The following is an 18,742-nucleotide window of genomic DNA, read 5'->3' as shown; positions in this document are numbered from 1 at the left end:
TTTGAACTTGTTCCGGCCGCTTTCGACAACTTTTCTTTCTGCCTTAGTTTTGTTAGTGCCACAGAGAGTTGACGGGAGGGAAACGCCGAATGACGCAAAAAATACGACCGCTTCTGGCGGGAAATTGGAAGATGAACGGCACGCGGGCCAGCCTGGACCAGGTCAAGGCTATCGCGGAGGGCGTGAAAGCGCCGCTATCCGAGAAGATCGATACGCTGCTCTGCCCGCCGGCAACCCTTCTCTATGTTGCGACCGCGCTCTGCGACGACAGTCCGCTGGCAATCGGAGCGCAGGATTGCCATCAATTGGTCAGCGGCGCGCATACCGGCGACGTCTCCGCCGCGATGATCGCGGATTGCTTCGGCACACATGTGATCGTCGGCCATTCCGAGCGCCGCAGGAATCACGCTGAAAGCGACGCGCTGGTGCGCGCCAAGACGGAAGCGGCGCTTGCGGCCGAGCTCGTCACTATCATCTGCATCGGCGAAACGGCGGACGAGCGCGACAATGGCCAGACGCTGGATGTGCTCAAGCGTCAGCTTGCCGGTTCCACGCCCGATGGCGCCGTCTCGGAAACGACCGTCATCGCCTATGAGCCCGTCTGGGCGATCGGCACGGGCAAGGTTCCCACCACAGCGGATGTCGAGGAAGCACATGCCTTCATCCGCAAGGAATTGGTGGCGCGCTTCGGCGCCGATGGCGAAAAGTTTCGTCTTCTCTACGGCGGCTCGGTCAACGGCGCGAATGCGGCCGACCTGCTTGCTGTCGCCAATGTCAACGGTTTGCTCGTCGGTGGCCAAAGCTTGAAAGCCGTCGACTTCCTCGCCATTTATGGCGCATTCGAACGGCAGTTCGCCTGAAGGTTTCACTTGCCTGTATTCCGGTCTTAAAAGGACTTGGAATAGGCGAGAGCCTCATGTAAAGAGCCGCGAGCTTTTCTTTTTAATGCCCGCGCCCGCGGGCAGGACTGGACCTATGCAAACCGTACTGCTTGTCATCTATCTCATGGTTGTCATCGCTCTCATCGGCGTGGTGCTGATTCAGCGCTCGGAGGGCGGTGGCCTGGGCATTGGCGGCGGATCGGGCTTCATGTCGGCACGCGGCACGGCCAACGCGTTGACACGGACCACGGCGATCCTGGCGGCGTTGTTCTTCGTTTTGGCGCTCGGCATGAACGTGCTGTCTCGCTTCGAGGGACGTCCGACCGACATTCTCAACCGTATTCCGAGCACGGCGGGCCAGGGCAACGGCATTCTCGATTCGCTCGGCGGCCAGAAGGGCGCAGCACCGGCAGGCGGCCAGTCCCAGCCAGCCAACAATAACGGCGTTCCGAACAGCGGCGCGGTTGCTCCGCAGTCTCAGACGTCGACCCAGCCTGCTCCGACGGCAACCCAACAGGCACCGGCCGCTACGGCGACCCAGCCCACAACTACCACGACGCAGCCTGCTCCGGCCACCGGTCAGCAGACGGCTCCTGCGACGACAACAACGCCGGCCCAGGGTGGCAACGGCGTTCCGACCGGCCAGTAAGCCCGGTCAGCTACGATCATCCTCCGGCAGGTCCTTGGATCTGCCGGTTTTGTTTTGTCAACATTCCGCGTTCTGTGTCCAAAATTCCGGAAACGAATTTTAGGGCTGGCGGAATCATTTGTTAAAAGGTATCCGGTGACTCCCATGGCGCGATATGTATTCATCACTGGCGGCGTGGTTTCTTCCCTCGGAAAAGGAATTGCGGCCGCGGCTCTCGGAGCGTTGTTGCAGGCCCGCGGTTATCGGGTCCGCCTGCGCAAACTCGACCCCTATCTGAACGTGGACCCGGGCACGATGAGCCCGACCCAGCACGGCGAAGTCTTCGTCACCGACGACGGCGCGGAAACCGACCTCGATCTCGGCCATTACGAACGCTTCACCGGTCGTTCGGCCACCAAGACCGACAACATCACGACGGGTCGCATCTACAAGAACATCATCGACAAGGAACGCCGCGGCGACTATCTCGGCGCCACCGTTCAGGTCATTCCGCACGTCACCAACGAGATCAAGGATTTCGTTGTCGAGGGCAATGACGATTATGATTTCGTCATCTGCGAGATCGGCGGCACGGTTGGCGACATCGAAGCGATGCCCTTCATGGAAGCCATCCGCCAGCTCGGTAACGACCTGCCGCGCGGCACGGCGATCTATGTCCACCTGACGCTGATGCCCTACATCCCGGCTGCCGGCGAGCTGAAGACCAAGCCGACGCAGCACTCCGTCAAGGAGCTGCAGGCTCTCGGCATTCATCCGGACATCCTGCTTGTGCGTGCGGATCGCGAGATCCCGGAGGCCGAGCGCCGCAAGCTTTCGCTGTTCTGCAACGTTCGTCCGTCCGCCGTCATCCAGGCGCTCGACGTCGCCAATATCTACGATGTGCCGATGGCCTACCATAAGGAAGGCCTCGACAATGAGGTGCTCGCCGCTTTCGGCATCGAGCCGGCGCCGAAGCCGCGGCTCGAACAATGGGAAGAGGTTTGCAACCGCATCCGCACGCCGGAAGGCGAGGTAACGATCGCCATCGTCGGCAAATATACCGGTCTCAAAGATGCCTATAAGTCGCTGATCGAAGCGCTGCACCACGGCGGTATCGCCAATCGCGTCAAGGTCAAGCTTGAATGGATCGAGTCGGAGGTCTTCGAGAAGGAAGATCCGGCGCCATATCTCGAAAAGGTCCACGGCATTCTCGTACCCGGCGGCTTTGGCGAGCGGGGCTCCGAGGGCAAGATTCATGCGGCCCGCTTCGCGCGCGAGCGGAAGGTGCCGTATTTCGGCATCTGCTTCGGCATGCAGATGGCTGTCATCGAAGCGGCCCGCAATCTCGCCGGTGTCGAACACGCATCCTCCACCGAATTCGGTCCGACCAACGAACCTGTCGTCGGCCTGATGACGGAATGGCTGAAGGGCAACGAACTGCAGAAGCGCACGGCATCCGGCGATCTCGGCGGCACGATGCGGCTTGGCGCCTACAAGGCGGCGCTGAAGAAGGGCACCAAGATTTCCGAAATCTACGGCTCGACCGACATTTCCGAGCGTCATCGCCACCGCTACGAAGTCAACATCGACTACAAGGACAAGCTGGAAGATTGCGGCCTGACCTTCTCGGGCATGTCACCGGATGGCGTCCTGCCGGAAACGATCGAATATGCGGATCATCCGTGGTTCATCGGCGTCCAGTATCACCCGGAACTGAAGTCCCGACCGCTGGAACCGCACCCGCTGTTCTCGAGCTTCATCGAAGCGGCGACGGAACAGAGCCGACTGGTTTAAGGGCGGCAAATCGCTTGCGGTAGTCGCTCGGACTGACCGCAAGCCTCTCCCGAAAATGATGGCGCATGGTGGCAAGCGATCCAAATCCACTCGCCACTGCCACATCGTCAAGCGAAATGGCAGCCTGCTTTTCGAGCAGATCCCGAGCGCGCCGCAGCCTCTCGCTCAATAGCCATTCGCCCGGCGCCATGCCGGTAGTCGCCTCGAAACGACGCTGGAAGGTCCGCACACTCATTCCCGCCCGCGCTGCAAGCACAGCAATGGGCTGATCTTCCTGCAGACGCTCGCGCATCCATTCGAGCAAGGGACCCAAGCGCGCGCCCTCGCGTTGTTTCAGAACCGGGGTCTCGATATATTGCGCCTGACCGCCTTCGCGATGCGGCGGCACCACGAGACGACGGGCGACACTATTGGCTATGTCAGATCCGTAATCCCGGCGCACGACATGTAGGCAGAGATCGATAGCGGCCGCACTGCCGGCGGCGGTCAGCACGCTATCTTCATCGACATAGAGAACATCGGCGTCCACTGATATGTCCGGGTAGCGCGCGGCGATGGAATCTACGTAGCGCCAATGCGTCGTCGCCTTTCGGCCCGCGAGCAATCCGGCGGCGGCAAGGACTGCGACGCCCGAGCATAGTGACATGATCCGCACGCCGCGGCGGCTGGCTGCCTGCAGCTCGGCGAGCAGTGGGGCAGGAACGAGCGTCCCTATGCCGCGCCAACCAGGCACGACGATCAGATCGGCGTCGGCAATGATCTCAAGCCCGTGGTCGACCTGCACCGTCAGCCCGCCGGCGGCACGAAGCGGGCCATCCTCGATTGCACAGGCGGAAAACCGGTACCAGTCGTTGCCCATTTCCGGGCGTGGCAGGCCGAAGATTTCATAAGCGACGCCGAATTCGAACGTGCAAAGCCCGTCATAGACGAGGGTGACGACATGCGGGCCGAAAAGATTGGTGGTGTCTGCATTTGGCATGATGTTGACGCTATATGGCATTTCGGCCAATTTCAACTCTGGGACCGCTCAGGCATGAATGCACCGAACGGAAGAAGGAGCGTTACATGTCCCTAGTCAGTGAAATCCCTGCCGCAGCGCCGAGTGTCGTCGCAGAGCACTATGCCCGGAAGCTTGCTTTCGAAACCGATTGCTCCGACGTCTATCAGGCGATGACATCAGGCAACGCGGACTTTGTCCTGATCGACGTGCGCGGGCCGGCCCTGTTTCAGGAGCAGCATATTCCCGGCGCGATCAACCTCCCGCATGGCAAAATGACCGCGCGGAAGATGAGTGAGTGGCCCGACGAAACGCTGTTTGTCGTCTATTGCGCAGGACCGCATTGCAACGGCACTGACAAGGCGGCGTTACGTCTCGGCACGCTCGGCAAGCGCGTAAAGGTGATGATCGGCGGCATCACAGGCTGGGCGGATGAGGGCAATCCGTTCGAAGTGGGCTGACAAATCGACAAGATAAGCCCGGCCTTCGCCGGGTTTGCTCATTTTTGTGACAGTGCGGAAAAACTTGGCATATACGCTATTTGACTGTCGCGCCGTTTCCCGCTCCGTGGCACTGTGCACATAAGCATAGCGGGAAAAAAGTATGATTCTCAATCCATTTGACGATCGCGCGGAAAGATCCAGAGCCAAGATAGCTTTCACTTTCGTGCTGCTGATCGCATTCAATATTGCCGCATGGATCTGGGCCTGGGCCGCTTTCGCCGACAGGCCGTCGCTGCTGGGCACTGCGTTTCTCGCATATATGTTCGGGCTTCGCCACGCCTTCGATGCCGATCATATCGCCGCGATCGATAACGTCGTGCGCAAGCTGATGCAGGAGCCGAAACAGCCCTATGCGGTCGGTTTCTTTTTCTCGCTGGGCCACTCGACCATCGTCGTGCTTGCATCTGTTGTCATCGCCGCAACGGCGGCCGCCATGCAGAGCCAACTCGATTCCTTCCACGATATTGGCGGCGTCATCGGCACGGCGGTCTCGGCCGCGTTCCTGCTGCTGATCGGCATTGCAAATCTCTTCGTCCTCAAGGGCGTGTGGTCCGCCTTCAGACGAGCGCAAAGGGGCGGGAGGATCGCGGAGGAGGATCTTGATACGCTGCTTGCCGGCGGTGGTTTCCTGGGACGTATCTTCCGCCCGATGTTCAAGGTCGTCACCCGTTCCTGGCATATGTACCCGATCGGCTTTCTCTTCGGTCTCGGTTTCGATACGGCGACCGAGATCGGCCTGCTTGGCATTTCCGCGGCGCAGGCGGCACAGGGCATGTCCTTCTGGACCATTCTCGTCTTCCCGGCGCTTTTCACCGCCGGCATGTCGCTGATGGACACCAGCGACAGCATATTGATGACCGGCGCCTATGGCTGGGCTTTCGTCAAGCCGGTGCGCAAGCTCTGGTACAATCTGACCATCACCGCGGCCTCGGTTGTCGTTGCGATCTTCATTGGCGGTATCGAGGCCCTGGGGCTGATCTCCGACAAGCTCGGTCTTGAGGGCGGCGTCTGGAGCTTCATCGGCGATCTCAACGACAATCTCGCCAACTTCGGCTTCGCGGTCGTAGGCATCTTCCTGCTGAGCTGGCTGGTTTCGACCATCCTCTACAAAGCCAAGGGCTACGACAACTTGCAGATTAACCACTCCTGACGCATCATCACTTCTCACAGATTTATATTGCCGCGGCTGGAATTTAGTGTCCGCGACCACAATCATATTTCGTGAAGGGGCACAATCATGATCCAGACAAACCGTTTTCTCACCGCTGCCGGAATAGCCGTTCTGTGCGTGGCCGGGACCGGCTCGGCCTCTGCACAAACGACCGGCTGTTCGCTGCGAGCGGCGGTGAGTGCCGAGCGCCAGACGCTCAATTGTGAGCCGGGCCTCAGCATTACTATCGAGCGCGGAGCAAGCTACCGGCTTGCCGACCGCAATCGCGACGGCCAGGTGGACGCTGTCGTGCTCAACAGCAAGGCGGCGCTGGTCGATGTCGACAACAGCCGCATCAAGGGTGGGTTCGAAGTGGTAACACCGCAGGCGATCGCTGCGGTGCGCGGCACACGATGGGCGGTCGACGCAGGGCGCGGCAAGACATCCGTACTGGTTTTGCGCGGCCGCGTCGCCGTTAACAAGGTTTCGACCGGGCAAGGAGTTACGCTTGGACGAGGGCAGGGGGTTGATGTCGATCGCAGCCGCGGTCCCCTGCGCGTTACGAATTGGAAGCAACCACGCATAAGCGCGCTGATGGGCCGCCTCGGCCAGTGAGATCCTGATTCCCATGCGCAGACCACCGCTGCAGACGCTGATTGCGCTCGTCTTGACTGCCGTCTGGGGTGCGGGCCTTGGCATCGCTCATCTGCGCGGCGATATTCCCTTTATCGACGGTGCCGAGGCGACGCTGACCAATCTCAGGAACGTGCTCGGCGGTACCCGGCAACCGCCCGATATCGTTACCATCGTCGCCATCGATGACGAGGCGTCCCGTCAAGCGGGCCACTATCCGCTACCCCGTGCCACCCTCGCGAAAGTCGTCGATGCCATCACCGCGCTGAAGCCGAAAGCAATCGGGCTCGACATGCTTTTGGTGGATCCTGGCGCGGAGGCCGACGATGCAGCGCTGGCACAATCGCTGAGAAAGACCAACGCCGTGCTGGCCGTCGCCGGCATCTTTCCCGAAAGTCGCCAGCGTGTTGCCGACTACAGCAAGGAGCCGCTTGCGCGCGTCCCCAGCGCCCTGCAATTCCTGGAGCCGCTGCCTCGGTTTGCGCAGGCAGCGAGCTATGGTGTCGTCAACGTCCAGACCGACAAGACCGGAACGCCGCGTTTCGTGCCCATGCTGTTTCGCAGCGGCGGGCGGATCGAACCATCCTTCTCGCTGCGTGTCGTTTCCGCCGCCACCGGCGAGCCTACGACGGTCATTTCCGACCACATCAAGCTTGGCGATCGTTTGGTGCATACCGATACCGGCTATCTCTTGCCGCTCTCTTTCTACGGTCCGCGTGGCACGATCCGCACCATCGGCGCCAGTGCAGCGCTAACAGGGCAATTGCCGGAGGAGGCGATCAGGGACCACATCGTCGTTATCGGCGCGACCGTTACCGGCGGCGGCGATGTCTTTCCGACGCCTTTCGATCCGGTGCTGCCGGGCGTCGAGGTCATTTCCACTTCAATCACGCATCTGATTGCCGGGGATGGATTGGTCCGCGACCGCGACGTGCGCCTCATTGACCTCGGCTTTGCCATTGGCCTGCCGGTCGTTCTCGTCGGGTTGCTTGCCTGGCGGCGCAACACTATCGGCCTGATCATAGCGCTCTGCGTCATCCTTGCCTGGCTGTCGATCAACATCAGCGCCTTCAAGCATGGCATCTGGCTAAGTGCCGCCGTGCCGATCGCGGCTGCGATACCGCCGGCACTGTTGTTCGGTGCCGTGCAGCTCTGGCTGGGTCGCAAGCAGGCCAGGCATTTCGAGCAGCAGAGCGAACTCCTGCAGCGCATTCAGGCGCCGGGCCTTGCCGAACATCTTGCCCGCGATCCCGGCTTCCTGGCGGACCCGGTGCGCCAGGAAGCGGCCATTGTCTTCATCGATCTCAACGGGTTCACCGGCCTCAGCGAAGCGATCGGCCCAACGGCGGTGCGCGAGCTGCTGAACGGCTTCTACGATCTCGTCGACGAGGAAGTGTCAGCTTGCGGCGGTGCCATCACCAGCTTCATGGGCGATGGTGCCATGATCCTGTTCGGCCTGCCGCAGCCGAAGAGGGATGATCCCGCCAATGCGGCGTGCTGCTGCATTCGCCTGGCCGATCGAATGAGAGGCTGGTTTGGAACCCTGCCGGAGTCCATCGCCTCCCGCATCGGCTTCAAGATCGGCGCGCATTTCGGCACCGTCGTCGCCTCCAGGCTCGGCGGTCACGGCCGCCAGCAGATCACGGCGACCGGCGACACCGTCAATGTCGCCAGCCGCCTGATGGAGGTGGCTGCCCGCAGCAATGCCGAGATTGCGTTCAGCGACGACCTGCTGCAATCTGCCGGACGCGACAGCGAACCCTATACGGAAGGCCAGCTCGATGGTCCGATCGAAGCGAGCCTGCGCGGTCGTGCCGGTTCTCTTGCCGTCTGGTTATGGCGCAGCCGGGCCTGATCCCGGAAGAGTGCAGCTCTAGCAAAGAGCTTCGTCTTCGCTGGATACTCTGTGCTCCTCCGCCGGGGCATGCCCCACATTGAACCTCTCGAACATTTTGTGGAACCGCGGCGAGTCACGCAGCGAATCCAGATCAGAATCATTGCTGAACCAGAGCACCTGATAGGCAGAGCTCATCGGCAGCAATCTTTCGAGCAGGTCCAGCGCTGCTTCGCGATCCCCAAGTACGGCATAGGCGCAGGCAACATTATATTGGGTGCAAACGTCGTCCGGATCGATCGTGAGCGCACGCGCAGCCCATTCCCGGGCTCGCCCGGCCTCGCCAAGATGGGCGAGGGCGATAGCGCCGCGGTGGGCGGGGCCTGAGTTTTCCGGATTGAGATCGAGCGCTCGTTCCGCACGCTCGACGCCAATCCTTGCCCAATGCTCCAGGTCCTCCGTCTTTCCGAGCGAGCGGAAGGCACTGATGAGATGCACGGGCGACAGATAGTCATCGGTGCGGATCGTTGCCGCGCGCTCAAAATAATGCACGGCCTCCTCGAACCGGCCCTGCATGAACAGGAAGCGGCCGTAGTGGAAATTCGCTTCGTAAAGGTTCGGCTGCAGCGCCATGGCCCGAGCGAAGGCGGCCGTCGCTTCCTCGTTCTGGCCGCTTTGATGCAAAGCCAGGCCATGCGAAGCATAGGCCTCGGCCAGATTGGGATCGAGTTCCAGCGCCTTGGCGCTCATCGCCATGATGTTTTCCAGCGGAAACTCGCGCGGGCTCCAGTCCCTCAGCGCCGAGTCGCAATCGGCTATGCCGGCATAGGCGCGGGCGTAATCCGGATCGAGCTCGACGGCCTTCAGGAACATACGCCGCGCCAGCAGCAGGTATGACCGCGTCCAGGCATGCGAGAACTGCCGCCCCCGAAGATAGTAGGTATAGGCTTCGATGTTGGCGGTCGGTTCGCTTTCGATCGCCTTCTTCTCCTCCGGCTGGAGCTTGATCTTCAGTTGGTCGACGATCGCATGAGTAATCTCGTCCTGAATGGTGAAAATATCGGTCAGGTCGCGATCGAAACGGCCGGCCCAGAGATGCGCGCCGTTGCGGGCGTCGATAAGCTGGCCGGTGATACGTACGCGCTGGGCGGCCTTGCGGACGCTGCCCTGCAACACGAAATCGGCGCCTAGTTCCTGCGCTATCTGCTTCACCTTCACCGACTTGCCCTTGTAGGTGAAGACGGTGTTGCGGGCGACGACATTGAGGTCCGAAATCTGCGAGAGATCGGTGATCAGATCCTCGGTAATCCCGTCGGAGAAATATTCCTGCTCCTGATCGTCGCTCATGTTGACGAAAGGCAGCACCGCCACCAGCCGTTTGCGGCCATCCCGCCTCGGCAGAGCGATGACCGATGACGTCGTCGGCGCGCTGAGAGAAACGGTGTAGACGCGAACGCTATGGGCGATGTTCTTCAGGGAATGCTCGCCACGATCTTCGAAGGAAACGCCAAGGCGAGAGCCGACATGATCGCGCACCGAAGCGGAGACGGCGATGCCACCCGGCTCGGCAATGGCTTCTAGGCGGGCCGCCAGATTGACGCCTTCGCCAAAGATGTCGCCATCCTCGACAATGACGTCGCCGAGGTTGATGCCGATACGCAGCTCGATGCGGCGCTCCTGCTGCGCGTTTTCGTTTCGCGTCAGCATATCGCGCTGAATTTCGGCGGCGCAGGCGACTGCATTCACTACGCTCGAAAATTCGACCAGCATGCCATCGCCGGTGTGCTTGACGATGCGCCCCTTATGTTCGGTGATCCTGGGGTCCAGAACTTCGGCACGATGCTGCCTGACCGCTGCCAGCGTGCCGGCCTCGTCCATCCCCATTAAGCGGCTGTAGCCCACGATGTCCACAGCAAGAATGGCAGTCAGTCGGCGCTCCAAGTGCCCCCCGAATTCATCCCGTGGTCTAAGGCTGCAGTTTACGCCGATATTGTCACAATGTCGTGCGTAGCGTTCCATATTGCACCGTGGCAGTTGGAAAACATTTAGGGCGCGCAGATAGCACCATTCCACACCAAGAAGCGAGCGGTCTTTGTGGTTAGTCCCTTTGTGGTAAGGGCTATAGTTTCACCATTTTCGCTAGCCCGAACTACGCAAAATCCCACATATTTGGCGGTATATTCGCCATTTTTGGTTTTATCCGTGCCCCATGGGAATGATGAAAATCACAGGGAGGCAGGCGACGAAAAATTGAGAACGCGCCAAGAACTTTGGGAAGCGTCGCGGCGGTGCCTGGCGTGACAGTCGAGACGAGCGTAAAGAGAATCAGAATAGCAAGGCTTCAATGGTCACGCGGGCTGGTCTCCATTTCCAGTAGAGACATAGGTGCATGGCAGCCATCAGAAAAACGAATGTTGAAGGCCAGATGCATTAGCGTTTATGATGCGGACATGGCCAGAAACTTCGATATCGCCCTTATCAGGACTTTCGCCGCCGTTGCCGATCACAGCAGCATGACAGTTGCCGCCAAAATGCTGCACATGACGCAAGGCGCTGTCAGCCAGCAGATCAAGCGACTGGAGGAGATGCTGGGCTGTGCTCTCTTCGAGCGGGAAAATCGCGGACTGCGATTGACGGATGCGGGAGAGCGGATGCTCGGCAATGCCCGCCGGCTCCTGATCCTCAATGATGATATCTGGGCCGACATGGCGGAAACCACCGTAGAAGGCAGCGTGCGGCTCGGCGTGCCCCATGATCTCGTCGGAACGGTTCTGGCGCCGGTTCTAAGGTCCTATGCGGAACGTCATCCGCAGGTAGAGATTTCTCTGGTCTGTGGCTCATCGCCCGAGTTGATGCAGGCGCTCGACAATGGCGTGATCGATCTCGGCGTCATCGAAGAGCCGCTCGGCACGTCCAAGGGCGAATGCCTGGCGATCGACCGGCTGGTTTGGGTGGGTGCAAAAGCGGGCGGCGCCCATCGGAAGAATCCGCTGCCGATTTCGATGGTGGCCGATACCTGCGCCTTCCGACCGTCGGTATTCGCGGCGCTCCGAGACGACGGGCGACGCTGGCGCACCGTGTTCGAGAACGGCAATATCGAAGCGACGACGGCCACTGTGCGCACCGATCTTGCGATCACCGCCTGGCTTGCCTCTACCGTTCCCGCCGACCTCGATATTCTCGGCGCAGGCGATGGTCTGCCGGACCTGCCGGTCTTTTCCATCAACCTCCATTTGTCTAAAAGCGGAGCGACACCGCCGGCAACCGAACTTGCCCGCCATATCCGCGAAGGGTTGATGCGGCCGCGACAGATGGCGGCCGCTTGAGGATCATTCGGCTCGCCAGCCGCCAAATACTATGCAGCCTTCGGCAAAGGCCCGACATAGCGCGATTGCGGACGGATCAGGCGGCCATCGAGCATCTGCTCGCGCGCATGGGCGATCCAACCCACCGTCCTGCCGATCGCAAAGACGCCGGTGAAAGCGTTACGCGGGAAACCGAGAGCATCGAGCAGCAGGGCGGTATAATATTCGACATTGGTTTCCAGCGGACGGTCGGGCTTGCGCTCCTTCAACAGAGCCAGAGCCGCGGCTTCGATCGCCTCGGCGAGCGCGATGCGGCCAGCATCGGCCTGACCGCTCGCAAAGATCGGCCGCAGCGCCGTCTTCAGTGCATCGGCGCGGGGATCGCGGACGCGGTATATGCGGTGACCGAAGCCCATCAGCCGTTCTCCGTGGTCAAGCGCCTGCGACAGCCATGCGCGGGCATTAGCGGGCTCACCGACCGCATCCAGCATATCGAGCACCGGGCCGGGAGCACCGCCATGCAGCGGTCCCTTGAGAGCGCTGATCGCAGCCAATACCGAGGAGGTCAGGCCGGCATGGGTCGAGGCGATGACGCGAGAGGCGAAGGTGGAAGCATTCAATCCATGATCGGAGATCGTGACCAGATAGGCATCGAGGCCGGCGGTCTGCTGTGGCGTCGGGCGCTTGCCCGTCAGCATGCGCAGGATGTCGGCGGATTGAGATAGGGAGGCATCCGGCCTGACCGGCCGATTGCCGTTTTGAAGGCGCAGCACGGCAGGCAGGAAGACCGCTGGCGCCGCCATCAGGCGGATGACCGCGGCAAAATCATCGCCGTCTCCGATGCGAGCCAGCAGCGCCCGCATGGCTTCCACCGGCGGCAGAGCCAGCAAGACCGCATCAGCCGCTTTCACATGTGCGAACAGTTCCACGCGCGCGGCGCCCAATTGCGCCCTGATGCTTGCGGCATCGACATGTTCCTCGAACAAGCCCTCTAGCAGTAGCGCGGCGACATCCTCGAAGCGGCTGGTCGCGACCAAGTCGTCCAGCGACACACCGCGGATGATCAGGCGGCCGGCAGCACCGTCCACATCGGACAACTTGGTTTCGGCAGCAATGATATCTTCGAGACCACTTTTCATCATTTTTCTCCTTTGACTACCCACTTAGATCAGTCCTATTTTCATTGACGTCAATCTTGATGCAATTGATCAATATGAGGAACCATGAGCTGGCTGACGGCAGAGCAGGCGCTGAACCTCCTGGGCACCAAATCACAGACGCTTTACGCGAATGTCAGCCGTGGCCGCATCCGTGCGAAACCCGATCCAACCGACACGCGGCGAAGCCTTTATTTCGCCGATGACGTCAAGCGGCTGGCGGCGCGCCACGCGGGACGGCGAAAGACCGAGGCCGTTGCAGCCGATGCCATCCAGTGGGGTGATCCTGTGCTGCCTTCGGCCTTGTCGACAATTTCGCATGGCCGGCTGTTCTATCGCGGGCAGGATGCGGCGAAGCTCGCCGAATACGCGACCTTGGAGGAAGTGGCCTGTCTCCTGTGGGACATGAAACGGCCCTTGCGGCTGGAGGGGCAAGGTGGCAATTACGAGTCATCCGCCCTAGCGGCGGTCTTTTCGGCGTTGGCCGAGCGCGCCTCAACCGACCTGCCGTCGCTCGGGCGCTCGCTCCCGGCGCTGCGAAATGAAGCGGAAAGCGTATTCGGTACGGTTGCCGATGCGCTGGCACCGGGCCTATCCCATGTGCCACTGCATCTGCGCCTTGCTGAAGCATGGAACCAGCCTGATGCGGGCGAACTCATTCGCCGTTCTCTCGTGCTCTTAGCCGACCACGAACTCAATGCCTCGACCTTCACAGCGCGGATCACCGCCTCTGCTGGTGCGACACTATCGGCCGCGGCACTTTCCGGCCTGTCAACACTGACCGGGCCGCTGCATGGCGGCGCGTGGCAAAGCGTGCGCTCGCTGATGGACCTTGCTGCTTCAATCGGCGCTGAGGAGGCGGTCCGTAGCTATCTTGCCGAGGGGAGGTCGCTGGCGGCGGTCGGCCACCCGCTCTATCCCGACGGCGATGCGCGCGCCCGGGCGCTGCTTGCCTGCTTTACGCTGCCGCCTTTGTTCGCGAAGGTGCGCAAGGCGGCGGAAGAATTGATCGGCGAACCCGTCAATGTCGATTTTGCCCTGACGGCGATGACATCCGCCTGCTGTCTGCCGCAGGACGCGCCGCTGATCATCTTCGCGCTTGCCCGCACTGTCGGATGGTTGGCGCACGCCATGGAGCAATCCGCGAGCGGTCATCTCATCCGGCCACGCGCCCGTTACGTCGGTCCGCCGGTGGAGTGACCGGCAGGTGCCTCTGCCAGATCCCCGAAATCAATCTGCGGACAGATTTAGCCCACCGCCGAGCGGCAGACAGCCTCGATGTTGTGTCCGTCTGGATCGAGAACAAACGCACCGTAGTAGTCTGGGTGGTAGTGGGATCGGATGCCTGGCGGTCCATTGTCCAGCCCGCCGGCTGCCAGCGCCGCCTCATAAAACTGATCAACAATTGCTCTGCTTTCAGCGGCAAAGGCGACATGAACGCCAGTTTGCGGCGTGTCGCGATGTCCTATCCAGAAGAAGGCTCTCGGCCTGATCCCGTATCCGGCAAAAATCGCACCCTCGCCATATAGACGTTCGATCCCGAGCGGGAGCAAAGCCGCATCGTAGAAGGCCTTCGACCGTTCCACATCGCTAACTCCAATTGTAACGTGATCCAGCATATTCACTCCTGAAACTCTCCGGCAGGCCTCGGCCGGTCAACGCTGTCCGAGAGCGCCGGTGTCCTGACGCGACAGCTCGACCCAGCCGATGGTCAGTTTGCGGTTGGCAATCAGCCAGATCGTCGCGAACGCAATCAATCCCACGGCGATATTGGCGGCGATGAACAGGATCGGCGCAAGTTGTGCGACGGGGCCAATGTCGCCGCGCTCGATCAGGCGCAAGGGTGCAGTCGCCAGCGCCGTCGCACCGAAGGTGAAGGCCCAATAGGCGGGGCTAAAGGCCTCCTTCGTGATCCACGGTAGGAGGCGCAGCATGATCAAGGCCTGCAGGATGCCATAGCCGATCATGGCATGCACGATAAGGTCAGGCGCTCCCTGTGTGACGCTGATATAGGCAATCGCGCCGACGGCCGGCGGTGCAAGTTGAACGCCGAGCGTCGGGCGTAGCGGCGATGATAATGCCGGCGCTGTCAGAAGACGGTGCAGCAGCGCGGATTCGATCGCCAGCCAGGCGAAAAATCCGGCGCCGAAGAAGAGCTGACCCCAATCGGGAAAGCCGAGGGCGGCTGCGACGCTCGCAGTCACGAAACTTCCGGCCACGCTTGGCAGATAAAGCACGGCGGTCGTGGTGGTGACGTCGCGCCCGCCCTGCCAGAGACCGCCGGTGCGCCAGACCGAGAAGGCAAGCGTATATAAGGCGCCGAGGATAAACAGAGATTCGGCGCCAACGCGGGAATAGGGCAGCAAGCCACCGGCGACCAGCATGGTGGCGACCCCGACGAGGCCGATGAAGCAGCATTGCACGGGATGGACCACTTCCCTCGACGCCTCTTCACGGGCCACCGCCCATTTCAGCACGTAAAGCACGATCAGCACTGCCCAGACGGCTATCGAGACGAAGGTGATCGTCTCACCAATTGCCGCCGGCAATTGCCAGACCCGCGCCGCCACACGCCAAGCGTTGGCAAGACCGGAAAGGCCGAGCACCATGCCAAAGAATGCAGCCGGAACGAGCGGCAGTTTTAAGGGAATGGCCATGGTGCCTCCGTTGACGGACGTAACGTTAAACGCCTTCGTAGACGAGCTCTGAAGAAAACCGGATCGATCACGAAACTTACCCCATTTCGCATCGAATTTCGCCTACGCAGCTTACGACAACGAATTGTGATAGTTTTGTTGAATTAGACGTTTCTGTTCAAGCCAGCGAAGCGAAATCGGGCTATCAAAATGGTGCAGATATTCTGGCTTATTGCACCGCGAAAGCAAGGGACAGCGACGGGCAATATCACAGATGCGTGAACGCGGCGTTTTCCGCCCAATCCTGCACGCCTGCATGGCTCGCCCGTCATTTGTTCATTGGCAAAGATTGCGAAATGTCTTTATGGAGTTTTCAAACCGATTAAACTTCCCAGGAGACCGACACATGCAAATCGGAATGATTGGCCTTGGCCGTATGGGCAGCAACATGGTGCAGCGCCTGATGAAGGGCGGCCACAGCGCCGTCGTTTTCGACGCGCGTCCGGAAAGCATCACGGAGCTTGAGAAGCTCGGCGCCACCGGCAGCACGTCGCTCGAAGATTTCGTATCGAAGCTCTCCCGTCCTCGCGCCGTCTGGCTGATGCTGCCGGCTGCGATCGTCGACAAGGAGCTGGCCAAGATCGTTCCGCTGCTTGAAGACGGCGATATCGTCATCGACGGCGGCAACTCCTATTACCACGACGACATCCGCCGCGCCGAAGAGCTGAAGCCGAAAGGCATTCACTATGTCGACGTCGGCACCAGCGGCGGCGTTTTCGGCCTGCAGCGCGGCTATTGCCTGATGATCGGCGGCGAAAAGGCGACGGTGCAACACCTGTCGCCGATCTTCGCGACGCTCGCACCCGGCGTCGGCGATGTCGCTCCGTCGAAAATGCGCTCCGAAGCGGCCTCAAGCGTCAGCACCGCCGAGCAGGGCTACCTGCATTGCGGTCCGTCGGGTGCCGGCCACTTCGTCAAGATGGTTCATAACGGCATCGAATACGGCCTGATGGCCGCTTACGCCGAAGGTTTCAATGTGCTGCGTCATGCCAATGTCGGCCTGCAGACCACCGAAGCCGACGCCGAAACCGCGCCGTTGTCGCATCCGCAATATTATCAGTACAACCTCGACATCGCCGAAATCAGCGAGGTCTGGCGCCGCGGCAGCGTGATCACCTCCTGGCTGCTCGACCTCACCGCCGACGCACTACATGGCGACGCGGCCTTGTCGCAATATGCCGGCCGCGTTTCGGATTCGGGCGAGGGCCGCTGGACCATTTCGGCTGCGATCGACGAAGGCGTACCGACGCCGGTGCTAAGCGCCGCTCTCTACGGCCGTTTCGCCTCGCGCGGTAATGACGATTACGCCAACAAGGTGCTGTCTGCTATGCGCGCAGGCTTCGGCGGCCATCACGAGAAGCCGGCGAAGTAATTTTCCCTTTCGATTGGAAGACATTCGCGCCGGGCGGGTCAAACTGCCCGGCATTTTCATATCCGGCTTAGCTCATCAGCTCCGGACGCAGCAACAGAACCGGGCAGGGAGAGCCGGCCACAAGCTCGGGCGTGCGCGGCGGGCGGATAATGAGGCAATCCGAGCGGGAAAAGACCTTCATCATCGAGGAATCCTGCTTGGAAAAAGGCTCGACCAGCCAGCCGCCATCCGCGGATTTCGTCAGCGTTGCCCGGATATAGTCCTGGCGCTGATCGTTGGCGGCGAGCGTTACGGTGGTCCGCGCCATGGCTTCACGCTTCACGGGCGGCAATAAAGCGAGCTTGCGGATCAGCGGCTCCAGGAACAAGAGGCCGCAGACGAGGCTGGAAACCGGATTGCCTGGCAGCCCAAGGACGTGGGTTTCGCCGAGGCTGCCGACCATCAGCGGCTTGCCGGGACGCATGGCGATGCGCCAGAAATCAAGCTGCATGCCGACCTCGACCATGGTGGCCTGCACCAGATCATGATCACCGACCGAGGCCCCGCCGAGCGTGACGATGACATCGGCCTTCACCACCTGCGCGCGGCCAATCGCGGCGGTGATTTCCGCCTTGTCGTCCGGGACAATGCCAAGATCGAGCACATGAGCGCCGGCGTTGCGGGCGAGAGCGGCAATGCCGAATGTATTTGATGCGATGATCTGTGAGGGACCGGGCTCGCTGCCCGGCGTCACCAGCTCGTCGCCTGTCGCAAGGATCGCCACCAATGGACGCCGATACACATCGAGTGCCGGATGGTTCATGGCGGCGGCAACCGTCAGTCGCGAAAAATCCATCACCGTGTCTTTCGCGAGCACGACTTCACCTTCGGCAAAGTCCTGGCCGCGCGGGCGGATATGCTGCCCCTTACGCAGGGGATAGGTGGTGCGGATGCGGCCGTCTTCCAGCCGTAGCGCGTCCTCCTGCAACAACACAGTATCGGCTCCGGCCGGAACTAGCGCACCGGTGAAGATACGGACCGCTTCGCCCTTGCCGACCACACCCTCGAAAGCGTGACCGGCGGCGGAAGCACCGATCACGGTCAATTCCGCTCCCGGTTCGGCGGCATCCTCGAAACGCAGCGCATAGCCATCCATCGCCGAGGCATCGAAGGGCGGCTGCGTGAGGCGTGCAGCCAGATCCTTGGCGAGAACCCGGCCTTCCGCCATGTCGAGTTCAACGCTTTCGACGCGATGGAGCGGCGTTGCGCTATTCAGCAGACGTTCTTGGGCGTCGACAACGGGTAAAAGACTCATCTTCAGGCCCCTGGATGACGGAAGTCGCCGGATTTGCCGCCGGACTTCTCCAAGAGCCTGATACCGCCGATTTCCATCGTCCGGTCCACGGCCTTGGCCATATCGTAGATCGTCAGGCAGGCAACGGAAACTGCCGTCAGCGCCTCCATCTCGACGCCCGTGCGGCCGGTGAGCTTTGCGGTAGCAGTCACGCGCAGGCCGGGCAGGGCAGCATCTTCGGTGATATCGACCGTGACCTTGGTCAGCATCAGCGGATGGCAGAGCGGGATGAGATTGGCGGTCTGCTTGGCGGCCATGATGCCGGCAAGCCTGGCCGTGCCTATGACATCGCCTTTCTTGGCATTGCCTTCGCGGATCAGCGCCAGCGTCTCCGGCTTCATTTTCACATGGCCTTCAGCGGTGGCGATGCGAACCGTTTCGGCCTTGTCGCCGACATCGACCATATGCGCCTCGCCGGAGGCGCCGATATGGGTCAGGCCGGCTTTCTCCGTGCTCATT

Annotated in this window: 17 protein-coding genes; 10 read left to right on the top strand and 7 right to left on the bottom strand. The window is 61.2% G+C overall.

The features are described 5' to 3' along the window. The first annotated feature begins 89 nt into the window (after positions 1 to 89). From tpiA to PH547_RS01630, 3 genes are all read left to right on the top strand, one after another. Positions 90 to 860 (top strand): triose-phosphate isomerase, encoded by a 771-nt coding sequence (gene tpiA, locus PH547_RS01640; protein WP_104823137.1) that lies wholly within the window; start codon positions 90 to 92, stop codon positions 858 to 860. Between the two features lie 115 nt (positions 861 to 975). After that, positions 976 to 1,530, top strand: a complete 555-nt coding sequence (gene secG, locus PH547_RS01635; RefSeq protein ID WP_104823136.1) for a preprotein translocase subunit SecG — start codon at positions 976 to 978, stop codon at positions 1,528 to 1,530. 144 nt (positions 1,531 to 1,674) lie between these two features. Then, complete coding sequence (locus PH547_RS01630) at positions 1,675 to 3,303, top strand: CTP synthase (protein ID WP_104823134.1); 1,629 nt, start codon at positions 1,675 to 1,677, stop codon at positions 3,301 to 3,303. Here PH547_RS01630 and ftrA read toward each other — a convergent pair. Next, complete coding sequence (ftrA, locus tag PH547_RS01625; RefSeq protein ID WP_104823133.1) at positions 3,266 to 4,303, bottom strand: transcriptional regulator FtrA; 1,038 nt, start codon at positions 4,301 to 4,303, stop codon at positions 3,266 to 3,268. The two genes, PH547_RS01630 and ftrA, sit on opposite strands and share 38 nt — an antisense overlap. A gap of 65 nt (positions 4,304 to 4,368) precedes the next feature. On the opposite strand from ftrA, the gene PH547_RS01620 reads away from it, so the two are divergent. The 4 genes from PH547_RS01620 (at position 4,369) to PH547_RS01605 (ending at position 8,441) form a co-directional block, all read left to right on the top strand. After that, complete coding sequence (locus PH547_RS01620) at positions 4,369 to 4,761, top strand: rhodanese-like domain-containing protein (protein ID WP_104823132.1); 393 nt, start codon at positions 4,369 to 4,371, stop codon at positions 4,759 to 4,761. A 142-nt stretch (positions 4,762 to 4,903) separates the two neighbouring features. Beyond that, positions 4,904 to 5,953: a HoxN/HupN/NixA family nickel/cobalt transporter gene (locus tag PH547_RS01615; protein ID WP_104823131.1), complete on the top strand. Its 1,050-nt coding sequence runs from the start codon at positions 4,904 to 4,906 to the stop codon at positions 5,951 to 5,953. Positions 5,954 to 6,040: 87 nt separating this feature from the next. Further along, positions 6,041 to 6,568: a FecR domain-containing protein gene (locus PH547_RS01610; protein WP_104823130.1), complete on the top strand. Its 528-nt coding sequence runs from the start codon at positions 6,041 to 6,043 to the stop codon at positions 6,566 to 6,568. A gap of 13 nt (positions 6,569 to 6,581) precedes the next feature. Then, positions 6,582 to 8,441, top strand: coding sequence for a CHASE2 domain-containing protein (locus PH547_RS01605; RefSeq protein WP_260303863.1), 1,860 nt, complete (start codon positions 6,582 to 6,584; stop codon positions 8,439 to 8,441). Positions 8,442 to 8,459: 18 nt separating this feature from the next. Here the strand turns inward: PH547_RS01605 and PH547_RS01600 are convergent, their stop codons facing one another. Then, entirely contained in the window at positions 8,460 to 10,361 is a 1,902-nt protein-coding gene (locus PH547_RS01600) for a TPR end-of-group domain-containing protein (RefSeq protein ID WP_199773550.1), read from the bottom strand. A gap of 509 nt (positions 10,362 to 10,870) precedes the next feature. Here PH547_RS01600 and PH547_RS01595 point away from each other — a divergent pair. Further along, positions 10,871 to 11,746: a LysR family transcriptional regulator gene (locus PH547_RS01595; RefSeq protein WP_199773549.1), complete on the top strand. Its 876-nt coding sequence runs from the start codon at positions 10,871 to 10,873 to the stop codon at positions 11,744 to 11,746. Positions 11,747 to 11,775: 29 nt separating this feature from the next. Here PH547_RS01595 and PH547_RS01590 read toward each other — a convergent pair whose 3' ends face one another. Then, positions 11,776 to 12,864, bottom strand: a complete 1,089-nt coding sequence (locus PH547_RS01590; protein ID WP_104823127.1) for a citrate synthase/methylcitrate synthase — start codon at positions 12,862 to 12,864, stop codon at positions 11,776 to 11,778. Positions 12,865 to 12,948: 84 nt separating this feature from the next. Here PH547_RS01590 and PH547_RS01585 point away from each other — a divergent pair, with 84 nt between their 5' ends. Further along, the gene (locus tag PH547_RS01585; RefSeq protein ID WP_104823126.1) at positions 12,949 to 14,082 is read left to right on the top strand and encodes a citrate synthase; all 1,134 of its coding nucleotides are present in this window, start codon (positions 12,949 to 12,951) and stop codon (positions 14,080 to 14,082) included. 47 nt (positions 14,083 to 14,129) lie between these two features. Here the strand turns inward: PH547_RS01585 and PH547_RS01580 are convergent, their stop codons facing one another. Then, a complete protein-coding gene (locus PH547_RS01580) occupies positions 14,130 to 14,501 on the bottom strand; it encodes a VOC family protein (RefSeq protein WP_104823125.1) in 372 nt (123 codons plus the stop codon). Between the two features lie 36 nt (positions 14,502 to 14,537). Next, positions 14,538 to 15,539: a dicarboxylate transporter/tellurite-resistance protein TehA gene (tehA, locus tag PH547_RS01575; RefSeq protein ID WP_104823124.1), complete on the bottom strand. Its 1,002-nt coding sequence runs from the start codon at positions 15,537 to 15,539 to the stop codon at positions 14,538 to 14,540. A gap of 385 nt (positions 15,540 to 15,924) precedes the next feature. Between tehA and gnd the strand changes: the two genes are divergently transcribed. Beyond that, entirely contained in the window at positions 15,925 to 16,950 is a 1,026-nt protein-coding gene (gnd, locus tag PH547_RS01570) for a phosphogluconate dehydrogenase (NAD(+)-dependent, decarboxylating) (RefSeq protein WP_104823123.1), read from the top strand. Positions 16,951 to 17,017: 67 nt separating this feature from the next. Here gnd and PH547_RS01565 read toward each other — a convergent pair whose 3' ends face one another. Both PH547_RS01565 and moaC read right to left on the bottom strand, forming a co-directional pair. After that, positions 17,018 to 18,244: a molybdopterin molybdotransferase MoeA gene (locus tag PH547_RS01565; RefSeq protein WP_285167293.1), complete on the bottom strand. Its 1,227-nt coding sequence runs from the start codon at positions 18,242 to 18,244 to the stop codon at positions 17,018 to 17,020. Positions 18,245 to 18,246: 2 nt separating this feature from the next. After that, a complete protein-coding gene (moaC, locus tag PH547_RS01560) occupies positions 18,247 to 18,741 on the bottom strand; it encodes a cyclic pyranopterin monophosphate synthase MoaC (protein ID WP_104823121.1) in 495 nt (164 codons plus the stop codon). Between the last annotated feature and the right edge of the window lies 1 nt (position 18,742).

Origin of the sequence: Rhizobium cerradonense (assembly GCF_030182455.1) — a bacterium.
In the GTDB taxonomy this organism is placed as follows: Bacteria; Pseudomonadota; Alphaproteobacteria; order Rhizobiales; family Rhizobiaceae; genus Rhizobium.
Note: the sequence above shows the minus strand (reverse complement) of the source record. Positions and strands in the feature narration are given on the sequence as shown.

Excerpts from the sequence above, each read along its gene's own strand:
- PH547_RS01615 (WP_104823131.1), top strand. The coding sequence starts at position 4,904 with ATGATTCTCAATCCATTTGACGATCGCGCGGAAAGATCCAGAGCCAAG.
- PH547_RS01590 (WP_104823127.1), bottom strand. The coding sequence starts at position 12,864 with ATGAAAAGTGGTCTCGAAGATATCATTGCTGCCGAAACCAAGTTGTCC.
- secG (WP_104823136.1), top strand. The coding sequence starts at position 976 with ATGCAAACCGTACTGCTTGTCATCTATCTCATGGTTGTCATCGCTCTC.
- PH547_RS01580 (WP_104823125.1), bottom strand. The coding sequence starts at position 14,501 with ATGCTGGATCACGTTACAATTGGAGTTAGCGATGTGGAACGGTCGAAG.
- PH547_RS01585 (WP_104823126.1), top strand. The coding sequence starts at position 12,949 with ATGAGCTGGCTGACGGCAGAGCAGGCGCTGAACCTCCTGGGCACCAAA.
- tehA (WP_104823124.1), bottom strand. The coding sequence starts at position 15,539 with ATGGCCATTCCCTTAAAACTGCCGCTCGTTCCGGCTGCATTCTTTGGC.
- PH547_RS01630 (WP_104823134.1), top strand. The coding sequence starts at position 1,675 with ATGGCGCGATATGTATTCATCACTGGCGGCGTGGTTTCTTCCCTCGGA.
- PH547_RS01620 (WP_104823132.1), top strand. The coding sequence starts at position 4,369 with ATGTCCCTAGTCAGTGAAATCCCTGCCGCAGCGCCGAGTGTCGTCGCA.
- PH547_RS01565 (WP_285167293.1), bottom strand. The coding sequence starts at position 18,244 with ATGAGTCTTTTACCCGTTGTCGACGCCCAAGAACGTCTGCTGAATAGC.
- tpiA (WP_104823137.1), top strand. The coding sequence starts at position 90 with ATGACGCAAAAAATACGACCGCTTCTGGCGGGAAATTGGAAGATGAAC.
- gnd (WP_104823123.1), top strand. The coding sequence starts at position 15,925 with ATGCAAATCGGAATGATTGGCCTTGGCCGTATGGGCAGCAACATGGTG.
- PH547_RS01605 (WP_260303863.1), top strand. The coding sequence starts at position 6,582 with ATGCGCAGACCACCGCTGCAGACGCTGATTGCGCTCGTCTTGACTGCC.
- PH547_RS01595 (WP_199773549.1), top strand. The coding sequence starts at position 10,871 with ATGGCCAGAAACTTCGATATCGCCCTTATCAGGACTTTCGCCGCCGTT.
- PH547_RS01610 (WP_104823130.1), top strand. The coding sequence starts at position 6,041 with ATGATCCAGACAAACCGTTTTCTCACCGCTGCCGGAATAGCCGTTCTG.
- ftrA (WP_104823133.1), bottom strand. The coding sequence starts at position 4,303 with ATGCCATATAGCGTCAACATCATGCCAAATGCAGACACCACCAATCTT.
- moaC (WP_104823121.1), bottom strand. The coding sequence starts at position 18,741 with ATGAGCACGGAGAAAGCCGGCCTGACCCATATCGGCGCCTCCGGCGAG.